General features: G+C 45.9%; 15 protein-coding genes. 9 read left to right on the top strand and 6 right to left on the bottom strand.

The window, feature by feature from the left end:
- The first annotated feature begins 5 nt into the window (after positions 1-5).
- Positions 6-416, top strand: a complete 411-nt coding sequence (locus tag ACXAD4_RS14650; RefSeq protein ID WP_317523996.1) for a hypothetical protein — start codon at positions 6-8, stop codon at positions 414-416.
- Between the two features lie 76 nt (positions 417-492).
- Here ACXAD4_RS14650 and ACXAD4_RS14645 read toward each other — a convergent pair whose 3' ends face one another.
- Positions 493-804, bottom strand: coding sequence for a hypothetical protein (locus ACXAD4_RS14645; RefSeq protein ID WP_475242390.1), 312 nt, complete (start codon positions 802-804; stop codon positions 493-495).
- 316 nt (positions 805-1,120) lie between these two features.
- Between ACXAD4_RS14645 and ACXAD4_RS14640 the strand changes: the two genes are divergently transcribed.
- On the top strand, positions 1,121-2,017 hold the full coding sequence (locus ACXAD4_RS14640) for a Dyp-type peroxidase (protein ID WP_475242389.1): 897 nt from the start codon (positions 1,121-1,123) through the stop codon (positions 2,015-2,017).
- A gap of 404 nt (positions 2,018-2,421) precedes the next feature.
- Here ACXAD4_RS14640 and crr read toward each other — a convergent pair whose 3' ends face one another.
- The 5 genes from crr to cysZ all read right to left on the bottom strand — a co-directional run bounded on the left by crr (position 2,422) and on the right by cysZ (position 7,529).
- Positions 2,422-2,931, bottom strand: coding sequence for a PTS glucose transporter subunit IIA (crr, locus tag ACXAD4_RS14635; protein ID WP_039460662.1), 510 nt, complete (start codon positions 2,929-2,931; stop codon positions 2,422-2,424).
- A gap of 40 nt (positions 2,932-2,971) precedes the next feature.
- On the bottom strand, positions 2,972-4,699 hold the full coding sequence (gene ptsI / locus ACXAD4_RS14630; protein ID WP_475242388.1) for a phosphoenolpyruvate-protein phosphotransferase PtsI: 1,728 nt from the start codon (positions 4,697-4,699) through the stop codon (positions 2,972-2,974).
- Positions 4,700-4,752: 53 nt separating this feature from the next.
- Positions 4,753-5,010, bottom strand: a complete 258-nt coding sequence (ptsH, locus tag ACXAD4_RS14625) for a phosphocarrier protein Hpr (RefSeq protein ID WP_007466533.1) — start codon at positions 5,008-5,010, stop codon at positions 4,753-4,755.
- Positions 5,011-5,324: 314 nt separating this feature from the next.
- Complete coding sequence (gene cysK, locus ACXAD4_RS14620; RefSeq protein ID WP_475242387.1) at positions 5,325-6,293, bottom strand: cysteine synthase A; 969 nt, start codon at positions 6,291-6,293, stop codon at positions 5,325-5,327.
- A gap of 462 nt (positions 6,294-6,755) precedes the next feature.
- Positions 6,756-7,529 (bottom strand): sulfate transporter CysZ, encoded by a 774-nt coding sequence (gene cysZ / locus ACXAD4_RS14615; RefSeq protein ID WP_475242386.1) that lies wholly within the window; start codon positions 7,527-7,529, stop codon positions 6,756-6,758.
- Between the two features lie 427 nt (positions 7,530-7,956).
- Between cysZ and zipA the strand changes: the two genes are divergently transcribed.
- The 7 genes from zipA to gltX all read left to right on the top strand — a co-directional run bounded on the left by zipA (position 7,957) and on the right by gltX (position 17,929).
- Complete coding sequence (zipA, locus tag ACXAD4_RS14610) at positions 7,957-9,186, top strand: cell division protein ZipA (RefSeq protein ID WP_475242385.1); 1,230 nt, start codon at positions 7,957-7,959, stop codon at positions 9,184-9,186.
- 126 nt (positions 9,187-9,312) lie between these two features.
- Positions 9,313-11,328 (top strand): NAD-dependent DNA ligase LigA, encoded by a 2,016-nt coding sequence (gene ligA / locus ACXAD4_RS14605; protein WP_475242384.1) that lies wholly within the window; start codon positions 9,313-9,315, stop codon positions 11,326-11,328.
- 554 nt (positions 11,329-11,882) lie between these two features.
- Positions 11,883-13,307 carry an OprD family porin gene (locus tag ACXAD4_RS14600; protein WP_475242383.1) on the top strand — a complete coding sequence of 475 codons (1,425 nt, stop codon included), beginning with the start codon at positions 11,883-11,885 and terminating at the stop codon, positions 13,305-13,307.
- A gap of 172 nt (positions 13,308-13,479) precedes the next feature.
- Positions 13,480-13,692, top strand: coding sequence for a hypothetical protein (locus ACXAD4_RS14595; RefSeq protein ID WP_475242382.1), 213 nt, complete (start codon positions 13,480-13,482; stop codon positions 13,690-13,692).
- Positions 13,693-14,506: 814 nt separating this feature from the next.
- A complete protein-coding gene (locus ACXAD4_RS14590; RefSeq protein ID WP_475242799.1) occupies positions 14,507-15,571 on the top strand; it encodes a porin in 1,065 nt (354 codons plus the stop codon).
- Positions 15,572-15,656: 85 nt separating this feature from the next.
- The gene (locus tag ACXAD4_RS14585) at positions 15,657-16,331 is read left to right on the top strand and encodes a YccT family protein (RefSeq protein ID WP_475242381.1); all 675 of its coding nucleotides are present in this window, start codon (positions 15,657-15,659) and stop codon (positions 16,329-16,331) included.
- A gap of 173 nt (positions 16,332-16,504) precedes the next feature.
- Positions 16,505-17,929, top strand: coding sequence for a glutamate--tRNA ligase (gene gltX / locus ACXAD4_RS14580; RefSeq protein ID WP_475242380.1), 1,425 nt, complete (start codon positions 16,505-16,507; stop codon positions 17,927-17,929).
- Positions 17,930-17,936 lie beyond the last annotated feature (7 nt).

The following is a 17,936-nucleotide window of genomic DNA, read 5'->3' as shown; positions in this document are numbered from 1 at the left end:
GTACGATGAATGATTGGGGTAAAGGGTTGGTGCTGTTTAGCGCACTGCTAAGCCCGTTAGCCATGGCTGATTGGCTACTAGATGTGAATTTTGAACTAACTGGCGCATCTGGCAGCACTCAATCGGTGAATACATCACTGTCACTGCTACCTGGAGAAGAGACTGTCTTCTTTGGTAGTAACATCGATAGTGAAGAAAGCAGCCGCGAGCTGGTCGGTAGCGCAGAATTACTGGAAGTCTCGGCAGAAGAAGTGAAAATTGCGTTCAAAGTTCAAGAGCGTTTAGATGATGGTGGCTGGCGTACACTGGTGTCTCCAACGTTATCAACAGGCCTGAATGCGCCAACCATGTTTGAAGGTTTGGATAACAACGGCGACCAGCAAGTGAAGCTTCAGGTGGAAGTAACATCGGTATAAAGCTGTTATTGCCTCTCAATGTTTAAAGCCCGCATAAAAATGCGGGCTTTTTTGCGTTTATAGTAAGGCCAAAACGTTACACCGAGGTATCAAGGACATTACCGCTAGCGGTCCCCGGATCGGGAGTGATGCTCTGGCTGTAGAAGTCCGGTTTTGGCCGATGGTCGTTAATCGCATCTGCCACTTTCTTTTTTATGATCAAGCGATCTTCTTGGGTTTGGGCCTTATTGTCGGCTGAGATCACCACTGTGTCGGGATCCTTTTTCGGATCATCTTCGAATTTATTCGTACTGTTTTGGTGTGTGTCTATCAGCTTTTGGGTTTGCTTGGCTTGGTAGAGGGTACCGGCCACATCTTTGGTTGGAAATGATGATGAACCTGTCTCCATGATCTTATCCTTGTTATTGGTATCAGCTAATGTGTTGTGTATGTATAAATTTTAATCCATCTTAGCAGGTCAAAATAGACACAAGTTGAACATTTCAGCATTTTTCAGCGTCTATTTCGTTCAGTAAAGACGGCAATTAGGCGGAAATGTGCTTGAGGTGGTAGCTAAAGTTATTGAAAATCACTATGAGACACACATTGATTCGAGTTATGTAACCCCACTCTGCTGACAATGATCAATTTTCCTTGCTGTATTATCGATATACTTTAGGCGGTATAACGCTGGTACAGCAATGATAATAAACTAGGAGAAAAATATGGCTACGGCACAACCTTTGATTTTGCCTGAAGCAGGACCATTTGCATTATATGTTGTCATGAAGGCAACAGGTGATAACAAGGCACTTGTAGAGCGCTGTCAGCAAGTCCATACATTGGTTGAAGAGATCAACAGTCAACAGCCAGGTGCCGAGCTACGTGCGAGTATCGCGTTTGGTAAGGCGTTTTGGGCATCGCTAGAAAAAGGTATGCCAGCAGAGTTTGATGATTTTACCCCGCTAGGTGAGGGCCAAGTGACGGCTCCTGCAACTGGTGGCGACGTGCTGCTTCACGTCAATTCGAGCCGCCACGACTTGAACTTTTACCTGCTGCGCCAGTTCGTCTCACCTATTGCCGAGCATGTTGAAATCATGGATGAAACGTACGGTTTCAAATACCTAGATTCACGTGATATGACCGATTTCATCGACGGTACCGAGAACCCGAAAACGCTGGAAGCCCGCCAGGATGTCGCCTTGATTAAAGAAGGTGATTTTACCGGTGGTAGCTTTGTGATGCTGCAGCGCTTTGTCCATAATCTGCCAGCTTGGAACCGCTTGAATATCCAGGCCCAGGAAAAAGTGGTTGGCCGCACCAAGCCTGACTCTGTTGAGTTGGAAGATGTACCGGCAGCTTCGCACGTTGGCCGTGTAGATATCAAAGAAGAAGGCAAAGGCCTTAAGATTGTCCGCCACAGCCTGCCATACGGCTCTGTAAGCGGCGACCACGGTTTGCTTTTCATTGCCTACTGCAATACCCAGCACAACTTCAAAGCCATGCTAGAGAGCATGTACGGCCACACAGACGGTAAAACTGACCAGCTTCTACGTTTCACTACCGCTGTAACTGGTGCTTACTTCTTCGCGCCATCGGTTGAGATGCTGAATTCGTTGTAAGAGCGGGTTGCTAGATCCTGGTTCCTAGCTCCTAGACAAAGGGCTTTAGGAATAGAAGGCCCTGGGCCCTTGGAAGAGCAATAGCTGTATTAGATTAAATGACAAATCCTCGATATCTATCGGGGATTTTTTTGTTTCTAGAAGATAGTTGGGAAGAGCACAGTTCCTAGATCCTAGTTCCTGGCAAGAGCATGAAGAGCATGAAGAGCATGAAGAGCATGAAGAGCGAAAAGCAGAAGCAATGCTTAATACTGGTGTTTTGAGCTAAGAGCTAACTCTAACCTCAAACTCTCAGCTCTTTTCTAGGTTCTAGGATCCAGGAACTAAGCCCTCGCCCTTAGGATCTTGATACAAACAAAAAGCGCCACCCGAGGGCAGCGCTTTTGGCAAAGATTGTGACAATCTTACTTCTTGATGCGAAGAACTGGAGTTTCACCCACAGTCGTTGCGCCAGAAAGTTTGTTCAGCTCTTTGATTTCGTCCATGTTAGAGATAACAACTGGAGTCAGAGTTGACTTCGCTTTCTCTTCTAGAAGTGCTAGATCGAATTCGATGATAGTGTCACCAACTTTAACTGTTTGGCCTTCTTCAGCGATGCGAGTGAAGCCTTCACCTTTCAGTTCAACAGTGTCGATACCGAAGTGAACGAATAGCTCGATGCCGTCGTCAGACTCGATAGAGAAAGCGTGGTTAGTTTCGAAGATCTTGCCGATAGTACCGTTTACTGGTGCAACCATTTTGTTGCCAGCAGGTTTGATAGCGATACCGTCACCAACGATTTTCTCTGCGAAAACAACATCTGGCACATCTTCGATGTTTACAATTTCACCAGAAAGTGGTGCGATGATTTCGATAGCACCAGCTTCAGTGTTGTCATCAGAAACCAGCTTCTTAAGTTTGTCAAACAGACCCATATCGTTGCTCCTAAGCGTTTTTATTCTATCTGCAGCTATATTAGCAGATGGTCTTTTCTGCGATGAATTTTTCTACGTGAGCTTCAATTTCAGCAGCAGTAGGCATAGCAAGCGCCTGCTCAGCCATTGCTTTAACATCAGCAAAGTTAGCGTTGCGGATAATCTTCTTAACGCGAGGAATCGAAATTCCACTCATGCTGAATTCGTCCAGACCCATACCTAGTAGTAGTAGGGTTGCACGCTCATCACCCGCTAGCTCGCCACACATACCTGTCCACTTGCCTTCTTTGTGAGAAGCATCGATAACTTGCTTGATCACAGTTAGGACTGCAGGTGATAGTGGGTTGTAAAGGTGAGAAATCAGCTCATTACCACGGTCAACAGCAAGAGTATACTGGGTTAAGTCGTTAGTACCAATACTAAAGAACTCAACTTCTTTTGCTAGGTGGTGAGCAATCGCTGCAGCAGCAGGGGTCTCAACCATTACACCGATTTCGATGTTTTCGTCGAACGCGTGGCCTTCAGCACGAAGCTCAGCTTTGTATTCTTCAATCGCAGCTTTCAGTTCGCGGATCTCTTCAACAGAGATAATCATCGGGAACATGATGCGGATCTTACCGTGTGCAGATGCACGTAGGATACCGCGTAGCTGGTCACGTAGGATCTCGCGACGGTCAAGGCTGATACGAACCGCACGCCAGCCTAGGAATGGGTTCATTTCTTGTGGCAGATCCATGTACGGTAGATCTTTGTCACCACCGATATCCATAGTACGGATAATCACTGGCTCGCCGTGCATTGCTTCCGCAACTTCTTTGTAAGCTGCGTACTGCTCTTCCTCGGTAGGAAGCGCGTCGCGGTCCATGAACAGGAATTCGGTACGGTAAAGGCCAACACCTTCACCACCGTTACGGTTAACGCCGTCACAGTCTTTAACTGTACCGATGTTACCGCAAACTTCCACTTGCTTGCCGTCAAGCGTGATAGCTGGTAGGTCTTTCAGCTTAGCCAGCTCTTCTTTTTCGGCAATGTGTGAGTCACGGATCGCTTTGAATTTGGTTAGTTCAGCTTCAGATGGGTTGATAACAATCGTGTTGTTGATTGCATCAAGAATCAGCATGTCGCCGTTCTTAACCTGAGCTGTAATGTCGTTAGTACCTACGATTGCAGGTAGCTCTAGAGAACGCGCCATGATAGAGGTGTGCGACGTACGGCCACCGATATCAGTAATGAAGCCAAGAACGTAATCTAGGTTGATTTGCGCCGTTTCAGAAGGTGTCAGGTCGTTAGCAACCAGGATAACTTCTTCGTTGATAGCGCTTAGGTTTACGATGCTGATACCTAGTGCGTTTTTCACAAAGCGGTTACCGATATCACGGATGTCCGTTGCGCGCTCTTTTAGGTATTCATCATCCAATGATTCTAGCGTAGATGCTTGCTCTTCGATGATAGAGTGAATCGCAAGATCTGCTGAAGCATTATTGTCTTTAATGAAGGCTATGATTTCTTCTTCAAGCTCTTCATCTTCCAGCAGCATGATGTGGCCTTCAAAGATGGCTTCCTTCTCTTCACCGAAGGTTGCACGTGCTTTTTCTTTGATAACTTCTAGTTGCTCAGAAGATTTTTTTCGAGCATCGAAGAAACGCTGAATTTCGTTCTCGATTTGGTCTGCAGCGACAGGAGCTTTGTTTAGAACAATCTCTTCTTCCTGCAGAAGTAGTGCTTTACCAAAAGCAATACCAGGAGATGCCAGGATACCTGAAATCATAGCCTTACCTTAAATTGACTTAAAACTAGGGGAAGTAATAAACGGACTGCGGATTAGTGCAGTTCATCCATTAGAGCAACTAGGTGGTCAACAGCTTGTTGAGCTTGAGCACCTTCAGCAGAGATAGTTACTACTGTGCCTTTTACTAGACCTAGAGTCTGAAGCTTGAATAGGCTCTTAGCGCTTGCGCTTTTGCCGTTTGAAGTCACTGTGATGTCAGCGTCGAAGCCTTTAGCTTCTTTAACGAACTGAGCAGCTGGACGAGTGTGTAGACCGTTTTCTGCAGTGATCTCAACTTGCTTCTGATACATTTTTCACCCCGATATAGATATTATTTATTTAATATTAACGTAACTGAAAGTAAGCTTAACCTGTTTATGCTAAGCTCGCTATCTGGGATTATAAACTACCCAACAGTTCGGTGTTTGAGCTTAATCCAAGTCAATTTTTTGTGACTTTTCTCTCTGTTCTAACCTCTTGCCGTCCGTTTTTTGACCGCTTTATTTTGAAGCTAGAAATAAAACACAACGGATTTATATTAAAGCTACGGTCAAAATGCAACAAAAAAGCCCCCCATAGGGAGGCTTTTGGGTAACATTCGTTACGTCAACATGTGAAAGTGTGATCACTGTTGGGTTTCTTTTTCTGTAAAGATACCGGCAAACAGTGCAGATGAGAGGTAACGCTCACCTGAACTCGGTAGCACAACAACGATATTTTTACCTGCAAATTCTGGACGTTCTGCAATGCGGTTTGCTGCTACTACTGCGGCGCCAGAAGAAATACCTGCCAGGATACCTTCTTCTTCCATCAGGCGACGTGCCATATCAATTGCATCTTCTGAGCTTACACGCTCAACTTCGTCAATCAATTCAAGATCTAGGTTGCCAGGGATAAAGCCGGCACCGATACCTTGGATTTTGTGCGGGGCAGGTTTGATTTCATCACCATTTAGCGCCTGGGTGATAACTGGTGACTCGGTTGGCTCTACAGCGACTGTGGTAATTGCCTTACCTTTTTGCTGTTTGATATAGCGGCTCACACCGGTCAGAGTACCACCGGTACCTACGCCTGAAACGAAGACGTCAATTTCACCTTCGGTGGCATCCCATAGTTCAGGGCCAGTGGTCTTTTCGTGGATTTCTGGGTTAGCTGGGTTGTTGAACTGCTGCAGCAGTAAGTACTTGTCTGGGTTAGATGCAACAATTTCTTCTGCTTTTTCGATAGCACCTTTCATGCCTTTTGGCGCTTCAGTTAGAACAAGGTTTGCACCCAATGCTTTGAGTAGCTTACGACGCTCAAGGCTCATGCTCTCAGGCATGGTAAGCGTTAGTTTGTAGCCACGAGCTGAAGCAACAAACGCAAGAGCAATACCTGTGTTACCACTTGTTGGCTCAACAAGTTCAACACCTTCTTTCAAAATACCTTTCTTCTCGGCATCCCAAATCATATTGGCACCGATACGACATTTAACGCTGAAGCTCGGGTTACGGGCTTCAACCTTAGCCAAGACGTTTCCTTTACTTACTCGGTTAAGGCGAACGAGCGGAGTATTACCAATTGTCAGGGAGTTATCTTCGTAGATCTTGCTCATTGTTGTCGTTCCTTCGTAACGCGTTTAAAAACATAAGACACGTTAAGCATAACCCTTAAACGAGGTTTGCAAAGTAATTTGTGGTTATATCTTATTGTTATATGGGAACATCAGTATGTAAGGCCAAGTGACTAAGGTGGGGACGGAAAATTTCGTGTAAATCGATAAGTCTTGGGAAGAGTGAAAGGCAGATCCTGGGAAGAACAGATCCTAGTTCCTGGGAAGAGCGAAAGGCAGAACCTAGGAAGAACAGGCCCTAGTTCCTGGGAAGAGCGAAAGGCAGAACCTAGTACCTAGGAAAAGTGAAAGGCAGAACCTAGGAAGAACAGATCCTAGTTCCTAGGAAAAGCTGAAGAGTAAAAAACTTGGTGCAATAAAACTATCACTCAACGCTTTAGCAGAACCCAGAACCCAGAACCCAGAACTCATCTAGGAACCAGGATCTAGCTTCTAGGATCTATTTTAATAATTCTTATGCTGCTCGCGGTAATGGTCAACCCACATTGCTGTTGCGCCGCATACCGCAACTGGCATCACGAAAAGGTTGAGGATTGGGGTCATGGTGCAAAGCATTACTAGGCTGCCGAAACTCAGTGAGGTGCCTCGCTTGGTTTTTAGCGCATCACGCATGGTTGGGAATGGCACTTTATGGTTGTCGAACGGGTAGTCGGCGTACTGGATACTCATCATCCAAGCACTGAATAAGAACCAAAGCACTGGGCCGACGGTCTGACCGATGGCAGGGATCCACAGTAGGATGAAAAGCCCAATCGCTTTTGGCAGGTAGTACTTAAGCTTGATCCACTCACGGTGCATGATCCGAGGAAGATCTTTCATCACTCCGGTGATCCCTGTATCTGGTGCCTTTTGCCCTGTCAGTTTAGCTTCTAGGTGTTCGGCGAGCAGGCCATTGAATGGCGCGGCAATCCAGTTGGCGATAGTACTGAATAAATAGGAGAAGGTAACCAAGGTTGCAATGGCTAAAAGTGGCCACAGTAAATAAGACAGCCAATCAAGCCAGCTTGGTAGCTGGTTCATCCAGCCGTCAATCCAAGTACCCAGCTGGCTAAGCACCAACCCGAAGGCTGTGCCAAACAGTACAATGTTGATTAATAGCGGAAACAGGACAAAGCGACGCGTTCCGGGTTGGGTCGCCAGTGAAATGCCACGAAAGAAATAACCGGCACCACTTAATGGGGCTGTTAGCTGGGGGCGGGGCTGCCGGGTAGATTGCATAAAGGCTCCTTGGCAAGTCGAAAAGGTTAAAGACATAATCATTCTTGGCTTGATAGTAACGGTGATTAATAGCTATAAGCAAATTAACGCCGTTTGGTAACGGTCGGATGACGGCAAAAATGGTCAAAGCTTGTTCATTTTTGTGCTCGGCAGCACTATCTTGCACGAATAACGACTTTCACCTTCTCATTCTGATTTGAGTTTTGATACATTAGAGTAAAGTTAAGTCCATAATGACTGATGTACACTACTTCAGTGAAGGGCTGTAGTTGGCTTTTTAATTTGCACTTTTTTGTCATTGTTAGATGAGTGGCTATGATAAAAAGTAACAAGCTAAGTAGTAGAGGTTACCCACTGGCTATCAGTGGCTGTAATCTAGATGTTGATTTACCCGGTAGTGGGTTACAAGTAAATTCAGAGTATTCGTATGCAGGAATTGCGTCTGGTTCTTATTATTGTCGGTGCGCTTGCCATTGCAGGATTATTGCTTCATGGATTATGGAGCAGTAGAAAGGAAAAGCCTGCAAAATTTGGTGAGAAGCCACTGGGTAAGTTGGACAAGTCTTCCCGAGATTCGGAAGGTTTTGATAAGGATGGTGTGGGCAGTGTCAGGGTAGTAGGCTCCGACACTGCACCGGTTGAAGCACCTCGTCATGAAAGGAAAGAACCCGAATTGCACTTTGGTGCAAAATTGGATGCTGATCCATTGCTGGACGGTCCTGCAATGAAAGACATTGCTCCTGCTCAAGGGCAAAGCGCCCCGAGCTCAGTGGCAATGACGGCTGTAGATGCGCCAGAGCCTGTATCAGTAGCCATCGAACCGCAGGAAGTTGCCAAGCAACCTGCAGCTGAGCCAAAACCAGCTCTAGAACCTGAGCGGGTATCAGAGCCGCAAGCACAAGCTCAAGAGCAGCCGGCACCTAAAGCCGTAGCCCCAGAGCCAACATTGAAGGTGACCGAGAAGGTTGAGCCTGTGCTAAATGTTGCCACTGCAGAGCAGGTCACACTTGAGGAACCAGTTCAAGCAGCTAAAGCCGAAACTGAAAGTGCCGAGCCAGTGGTTTCTGCTACCGAGTCTGTGATAACTGAATCTGCTAACAAGGTTGAGGCAGATGACAAGGTTAAGCCTGAAGAGTCTGAAAAAACTGAAGAGGTTGTTATTGCTCCAGCTGCAGAGCCTGTCATAGAGCAAACTTTGCAAGTTGAAGAGCCAGAGCAGCCCGCCGAGCAAGAAGTGCTACCACCAGATTACTTGGTACTGAATGTCCATGCCCGTAATGGTGAGATGTTCCGTGGCAGCCGACTGTTTAACGCTTTTGAGCAAAACCATCTGATCTTTGGTGAAAACTCGGTGTACCACCGCCATGTTGATGCGGCGGGCACAGGGCCGGCAATCTTTACGGTAACCAATATGGTTCACCCGGCCCACTTCCCTGAAGGTGGTAGTGAAAGCTTTGAAACACCGGGCGTGGCATTTTATCTGATGCTGCCTTGTGAATTAGGCCGTGCCGATCAGAACTTTAATTTAATGCTGCAAACTGTCCAGCGTATTGCAGACAGTTTAGGTGGTGATGTGCTCGATCATGAGCGCAACCTTATCACGCCGCACCGCATCAGCGGCTACCGCGACAAAGCGCAGCGCTATACTGTAAGCTAACTTTTGTAGCCTCTAACGAACACAAATTGGCCCTTTATACATATAGGTATAAGGGGCCTTGTTTTTTATACCCTCTCCAAGCATTGGCCTTTGAGCACATCGCTTGGTATCAGTACAGGTACACATATGAGCCACGACATTCAGCAGCAGCTCGATGAGTTGCGCGAACTACTTGCCTATCACGGTCACCGCTATTACGTAGAAGACAACCCGGAAATACCGGATGTGGAATATGACCGAATGATGCAGCAGCTGCTGGCGATTGAGGCGGAAAACCCAGAGCTAGTGACCGTTGACTCACCGAGCCAGCGAGTTGGTGGCAAGCCGTTGGACGGTTTTACCCAGATCACCCATGAAATTCCAATGCTGTCGCTGGACAATGCATTCAATGATGATGATCTTCATGCTTTCGAAAAGCGAATGTTGGATCGTCTGCTTTCTGAGTCATCTCTTGCATACTGCTGTGAGCCGAAGCTGGATGGTTTGGCAGTGAGCCTGATGTACGAAAATGGTGTACTGACTCAAGCCGCGACCCGAGGTGATGGTACCACGGGTGAAAATATCACTGAGAATGTGCGTACCATTCGCTCTATCCCGCTAAAGCTTCGTGGTGAAGGCTGGCCTTCCCGTCTAGAAGTGCGTGGTGAAGTCTTTATGCCGAAAAAAGGCTTTGAATCGCTGAATGAGAAAGCCTTAAAGAAAGGTGAAAAGACGTTTGCTAACCCACGTAATGCTGCGGCAGGAAGTTTGCGCCAGCTAGACTCTAAAATTACTGCGACTCGACCTTTGAGTTTTTACGCTTACTCGGTGGGTGTCGTTGAAGGGGTGGAACTTGCCCCTGGTCAATATGATCGCTTGGTTCAGTTAAAAGGGTGGGGGCTGCCAATGTGTCCGGAAATCCGCCGGCTAGCCAGTATGGATGAAGTGATCGCTTACCATCAGGAAATAGGTGAAAAGCGTGAGTCATTACCTTATGAAATTGATGGTGTGGTAATTAAAGTTGATGATATTGCCATCCAGCAGCAGCTAGGCTTTGTCGCGCGAGCTCCGCGCTGGGCGATTGCCTATAAGTTCCCAGCCCAGGAAGAGCTGACGACACTAAACAATGTCGAGTTCCAAGTTGGCCGTACCGGAGCGATTACCCCAGTTGCAAAACTGGAACCTGTCTTTGTTGGCGGTGTGACGGTTAGTAACGCCACACTGCACAATGCCGATGAAATTGCCCGTCTTGGTGTGATGGTAGGAGATACGGTGATTATCCGCCGTGCCGGTGATGTGATCCCGCAGATTGCTTCTGTGGTGGAGTCTCGCCGTCCAGCAGATGCCAAGCCAATTGTGTTTCCAGAAGCATGTCCGGTGTGTGAGTCCAAAGTTGAGCGTGTTGAGGGTGAAGCGGTGGCTCGTTGTTCTGGCGGTTTATTCTGTCAGGCGCAGCGTAAAGAAGCATTGAAGCATTTTGTATCTCGTAAAGCGTTGGATGTTGACGGCTGTGGTGAAAAAATCATTGAGCAACTTGTTGATCGTGAAATGGTGGCGACACCGGCAGATCTCTTCAAGTTATCAGCGGGTGTATTAACAGTCTTGGAAAGAATGGGACCAAAGTCAGCGCAAAAGCTGGTGGACTCACTGTCTTCATCAAAACTGACTACACTGCCTCGCTTCCTTTATTCCTTGGGTATCCGTGAGGTGGGTGAGGCGACTGCAGCAAACCTTGCTATGCATTTCGAGTCTTTGCCAGCAATTGAAGCAGCGAGCAAAGAACAGCTGGTGGAAGTACAGGACGTTGGCGAGATTGTAGCGGCACATGTCTACAACTTCTTCCGCGAGGAGCACAACCTGACGGTGATTAATGATCTTATTGAAGTGGGTATTCATTGGCCAGCGATTGAAAAGCGCGATGAGGCTGCTGAGCTGCCACTTGATGGTAAGACTGTCGTGCTAACAGGCAGCTTGTCACAATTAACTCGCTCGGATGCCAAAGCAGCACTGCAAAATCTGGGTGCGAAAGTGACAGGCAGTGTCTCTAAGAAGACCGATCTACTGGTTGCGGGTGAGGCGGCTGGGTCAAAACTTACTAAAGCTCAAGAGCTTGGCATTGAAATTTGGGACGAGCAACAGCTTGTTGACTTCATGGCTCGGTAAAAACGTCAAAAACGTCAAATTATAATTATTTGACGAAATTAACGATAAGCAGCTATAAAGCACTGTCTTTATGGCTGTTTTTTTTTACCCTGCTGATAAGTTGGCTTGTTATTTTTTAGAGCGAAATCAGTGTGGTTTTTTGTGTCTTTCTTGATGAAAAATACTCGTCGATTTCTGCTTGAAGGAACTGATTCCCGAAAAGATAGCATACGATACGCATGAGGAGTTGAATTTACCTTGTTGTTATAAAAGGTTTTTTTGCTTTGTTTATATCTATTTATAATCTGGTTTGATCCGGATCACTATTCGCCATAAACTTTGCACTGAGTCATATTTTTCAAAGAATAAATTAAGTTCTATTTGATGTTTTTTGATGTGAAAGTAGTCTTAAAGGGGAAGAAGGGCAGAGGTTGAAAAGAATAGTTCAATCGAAGTTTAAAAAATATAGCAGGTTGCTTTCTAGCAGCCTGCATATTGGGAGAGTTACTTGTTGCCCTCGGCGGCCAACCTTTTGGGCACAAGTAAACACAGCTAGTATTTTTAGGAGTTATTCCATGGAAAACAGTTCAAAGCTTTTTAAAGTTTCTGCACTTACAGCAGCGATGTTCGGAGTGGTGGCAATGCCAGTTCATGCTTCGACTGAAAGCGCTGGAGGAGATCAGTATGTAGAAGCTATCAATGAGTTTGTAGCTGATGCGGCACTGAGTGGTACACTGGTAGTTGATACGCGTTCTCGCACTCGTACTTCTGGTAAACCTGGTGGTGAAAATGGTGACCGCTGGAGTCGTCTAGATTATTCATCTTACAATGCTATTCTTGATTTCACTTCAGGCTACCATGACGGTTGGTTAGGTGCTGATGTTGGCGCTTACTTCTCTGGTGACCTATACAACAACAGTGCTGTAAATGGTGATACAGGTGAGTACCTATGTAATGAAATTTCAACCTGTAACAACCTTGACTGGGGTTCAGGTGAAGGCAACCCGCTAAAAGTTTACAAAGCGGCTTTGAAATTTAAAGCAGGTGAAAATTTTGACGGCCGATTCGGTATGCTACAAGCCGGTGGTAATGGCACTATCGGTAATGTATGGAGCTTCGTACCTGGTACTTACCGTGGGGCAGAACTGAATGCTAATTTAGGTAAGGTGAAGCTAAGTTACTTCATTGCAGATCAATATACAGCACCATGGCTTTTGAGCGAGGACGATTATGCTCCTGCGCTTTGGTCAGACACAAGCTGGGGTATTGTTCACTCTTTAGGTGCTCAGTTTAATGCTACTGATGATTTGTTCCTGCAGTTTGGTATTGGCCAAGCAACTGACGTGGTGTACACCGACGGTGTTGATTGGGCAGCAGGGGAAGTTACAGGCTACCAAGACGCCGTTGATACAACAGGTTACAAGGCTTATGCTCGTTATAACATCAACGATACGATGAACATCGCCTTTGACTTCTACGGTGTTGATGATGATCGTCAGTATGATGGCTTAGGCTACACCACAGGTCTTGCATTTAACGCAAGCTTTGGTCAGTGGTCTTGGATGTCTAACCTGCAGTATGCTAAATCTGACAACGACCGTGATGTTAACCCACGTATGATTTATACCTACGGTATGACCAATGGTAACTACTCTTTGTGGTGGGATGCCCTGTCTGACTGGAACAAGTCTGGTGAAGTATCATTCTACAACCGACTATCTTATAACCAAGGCAATGGTTGGAACTACTACCTAGGCTTCGGTTACGGTACTGGCGGTAAAAACTCTGATAAGGCGAATGTTGTTGGCGGTGATTGGAACTACGAGAGCGAGTATGCGATCAACGGTACTGTATCTTACTCACTACAGAGTGGCTCACTTAAAGGCACCACTGTGCGTCTACACGGTACAATCCTAGAACGTGACGAGTTTGCAGGCGCAGCTGATGCGGATGAGACTGACCTACGTTTCCAGGTTATCGTTCCTTATAACTTCTTATAACCTCTTCTAGAGCACTAGATAAGCAGGCCTATTGGTCTGCTTTTTTTTGTTTTTGAAAAAAGAACTTGCTAAGTACATAAATTTTTTAAAGAAAAATAATTCAATAAAATGGCGCACTATTTATAAGCTCCTATACTGAATGTGACCTAAATCATGTTTTATTGGGGGTTCTATGAAAAAAGCAATATCTTTAACGTTAACTGGATTGTTTTTAGCGGCATCAGTTTCATTACCTGTAAGTGCCGCGGGTAATAACAATGCCAACAGTGGTAATGGCGGCGGTTTCGGTCAGACATACTGTAAGCTTCCGTCTGGCGATGTTGTCTTTGTTCCTTGGTTCTACTGTAAAGCTAAGGATGGTCAGGGAGACCCTGCTGACTTTTAGGATAATTGTCGTTAATAGTTAAAGCTATTTACTGTGTTAATTGTTGACCAGCACGTTATGTGCTGGTCATAACGTTTAACTTATTGGTATTTTGTATAAGGCTTTTAAAGTTTAATTGCTTTTTCTCATCCTCTTTACTCAACTAGAGCATGAATATAATCGCCTATTATCCACATTGCCTAATTTGAAAGTTTTTTCCCTCCAACCTTGTTTATTCTTCTGTCAGCACTACCTGCTAGCTCTATGTTTTGCTTTGTAAATTACTTCCTAGTGGTTTATTTACGCGGCTTATATAAGAAGTAGAGGTTAGGAAGAAATAAATAAATCAACTAACCCTAATGTCAAAAACGTCAAAAAACTATTAAAAGTCAAAAAGCTCTCTTTGGGTATAAGAGAATGTAATGAGAGCATGATCACTCTTTTCTCATCAAGAAAAATAATAAAAAAACACAAGCTGTAAATCTTTCTAAGAAACGCAAAAAAATGTTGTCGATTTCATTACATTATGCGATCGGACGCACTCTTTATTTTTACTGTAAAATCAGTTCTGTATTTATGTATTTCCCTAACCTTTTGTATTTGATGGTTTTATGTTTGATTTAGATTTTCCTGTTTTGAACATGATCATGTTTTTTCGTGAGCTATCTTCACGATAAAAAAAAAGCCGATAGCCTTATTTGTGAACAACAGATGATAGAAATTCGAGCAAGCCTTCCTTCGGCGGCCAACTGAGGAGGCATTGCTTAAACAGCTATAATATTAGGAGTTTTTCATGGATAAGATCTTCAAGCGTACCCTTTTGAGTGCAGCAATTATGTCTGCTGCTGTTGCTGCGGTACCTGCACAGGCAAGTGATTCAGACGCGAAATATGAAGTTTACGGCATCATCGCGGTTCAGGCCGCATATCGTGATTACGATACGGGCAATTCCACTGATGACGATAACTTGGGCGGCATGCAGCTAAATAACGAATCACGCATCGGTTTCCGCGGCTCCAAGCAATTTAAAAACTTTGGCCCAAAATTCATTTGGCAAATTGAGGGTGGTTATGTAGATCCAAGCTTCGGCGGCGAAGGTGCCGGCCTTGGTGAGCGTGATACCTTTGTCGGTTTTGAAAGTGACAACCTTGGCCAAGTGCGTTTGGGGCGCGTGTTGACGCCACTATACGAGTTGGTTGACTGGCCAGCATCTAACCCTGGTCTGGGTGATGTGTGGGATTGGGGCGGTGCTATTGGCGGTGCGAAATATCAAGACCGCCAGTCAAATACTATCCGTTGGGATTCCCCACTTTATGCAGACTCACTGACATTTGATGTTGCTGTTGGTGCTGGTGATAAGGCTGGTTTGGGCGAAGGTGACGATTACTGGGGCGGTTTGGCTGCTCACTATAAAGTTGGCCCGGTTCAGTTCGATTTAGCGTATGAAGGCAACCGTAACATTGCTGCAGAAGGAACAACTTGGGAAAACGATACCTATTTAGCGGGTATTCAGGGCTGGTTTGAAAACGGTATCTCTTTCTTCGCACAATATAAGTATATGGAAGCCTCTCCTAAGGCCGGTCAGGACGAGAAGCAAGACGGTGTTTCTGCGGGCTTGATGTATAACATCAATGACTGGCAGTTCAAACTGGGTTATGCCGCGAACTTTGATCTTGAAGTCGGTGGCAAGACGGTGAAGAACACGTCTGATGATGTTATCTCTGCTCAGGCAATGTACTTTGTTGACCCGTCGGCAGTGATTTACTTCCGTGCTCGTACCCTTGATTTTGGTGATGCAGCAGAATATACAAATGGCTGGCGTGACGATGATAATGGTACAAGTCGTTGGAAGTCAGGCGATTACAACGAGTTTTCTGTTGGCGTCGAATACTACTTCTAATTGCTAGCTTATAAAGATAACGATTAATAAATAATAAGGGCGAATTGTTCGCCCTTTTGCTGATTGTGCGTATTGGAGCAGAACAATGAAACCACTATATACACTTGTTGCCACCAGCTTGTTGCTCGGGGCTGTAACTGTAAATGCCGATACTACGCTCTCATTTCAGAGCGAAATCCAACCACTGATTTTAAACTCGGTTGATGCCGAGGATGCTTTGGCTGAGTCCAGCAACAATCTATTGCTTATTGAGGAGGGATCAAATCAGCTGCTCTTCAAAGTAGGGCAATTGGTCTCTGAAGATGCTAAGCATCGAAAATATAACTCACCTGCTTTTATCATCCGTTTTGAGGCGTCTGATAGCCCGCTTAAGCTTAGCTATCCAAAATTAAGAACCATAGCCGATGCCAAAGCCTTTGAGCGCTCTCCATCCTTTAACTTAGTCAATGACGCAAACAGACCGGTTGAATTTTTTATCGACAAGCTCACTGCTGGTGGACTCCAGAACCTTAGGGACTATCAGAGTGAGTTGGCGGCATATAACCAGCGGGTTGACGCCATAGCTGCTGTTTCATCTGTACCAACGATTTCAACTGTCTCAACGTCAAAGGAAAATAAGGTTGTTTCTGATGAGTCTCAGCCACTGCCGGTTACCCACAGCAGCTCTCGAATGAACATATTACAAGGATCATTTTCACAGCTAACTGCACAAGAACAACAAGAGTTCATGTTGTGGGCGATGAAAAACCTGAAGGACTAACTGCTATCGATACCTTCAAACTTGTTAGCCAGGGCAGTCGGTAGCGTGGTTAATTCTTAAAGATTGACTGATTGTTGACGGGTCATTGTAGATTTACCAGACAGTGTTAAAATACCCGCCATCTGATCGCAGTGAATCCACTGCATACTCCTTCATTAATTAGGTAATGTTCAATGACGGTTAAAACTCGCTTTGCACCGAGCCCAACAGGCTTTTTGCACGTAGGTGGCGCTCGTACGGCTCTTTATTCTTGGTTGTTTGCTAAACACATGGGTGGCGAATTTGTTCTTCGTATCGAAGACACTGACCTTGAGCGCTCTACACAGGAAGCGATCGATGCCATTCTTGAAGGCATGGAATGGCTGGGTCTGAACTGGGATGAAGGCCCATACTACCAGACCAAGCGTTTTGATCGTTACAACCAGCTAATTGACCAGCTGCTTGCAGAAGACAAGGCTTACAAGTGCTACTGCCCGAAAGAGCTACTAGATGAAATTCGTGAAGAGCAAATGGCTGCTGGTGTAAAGCCTCGCTATGATGCTAACCACCCTAAAGTTGTTGCGGCAAATGCGGCTGCGACTGAAGATTCGCCGTTTGTTATCCGTTTCCGTAACCCGAAAGAAGGTACGGTTGTATTTGACGATCACGTACGTGGCCGTATCGAAATCGCCAACAGCGAGTTGGATGATCTGATCATCCGCCGTACTGATGGTAGCCCGACGTACAACTTCTGTGTGGTTGTTGACGACTGGGATATGGGTATTACTCAGGTTGTACGTGGTGAAGATCATATCAACAACACTCCTCGCCAGATCAACATCTACGAAGCACTAGGCGCGCCAGTCCCTGAGTTTGCTCACTGTGCAATGATCCTGGGTGACGACGGTGCAAAACTGTCTAAGCGTCATGGCGCGGTTAGCGTGATGCAGTACCGTGACGAAGGCTACTTGCCTCAGGCACTTCTAAACTACTTGGTTCGCTTGGGTTGGTCACACGGCGATCAGGAAATCTTCTCTCTAGAAGAGATGATCAAGCTGTTCAGCCTTGACTCAATCAGTAAGTCAGCGTCTGCATTCAACACTGATAAACTGCTGTGGTTGAACAACCATTACATCAAGACCGCTGAGCCTGAATACGTTGCAGAATACCTGCAATGGCACCTGGATCAGAAAGAAATTGCGATTACCGAAGGCCCTGCGATCACTGACGTGATCAAGCTGGTTGGTGAGCGTTGCAACACGCTTATCGAGCTTGCAGAGCAGTCGCGTTACTTCTACCAGGACTTCAGCGAGTTTGAAGCCGGTGCGGCGAAGAAACACCTGCGCCCAGTGGCTAAAGGTGCACTAGAGTTGGCGCTTGCTAAAGTTGAAGCTCTTGAAGAGTGGACGACTGAAAACCTTCACAACGTTATCAAAGAAACCTGTGAAGAGCTTGATCTAGGCATGGGTAAAGTGGGTATGCCACTACGTGTATCTGTTACCGGCCAAGGTCAGTCACCATCTGTAGATGCTGTGATGCAGTTGATTGGTAAAGAGCGCGTTGCTGCTCGAATCAAGATGGCACTGGCGTTTATCGCAGAGCGTGAAGCGAACAGCTAATTCAGGG

It is taken from the genome of Photobacterium sp. AWH4_225 (assembly GCF_056158405.1).
Note: the sequence above shows the minus strand (reverse complement) of the source record. Positions and strands in the feature narration are given on the sequence as shown.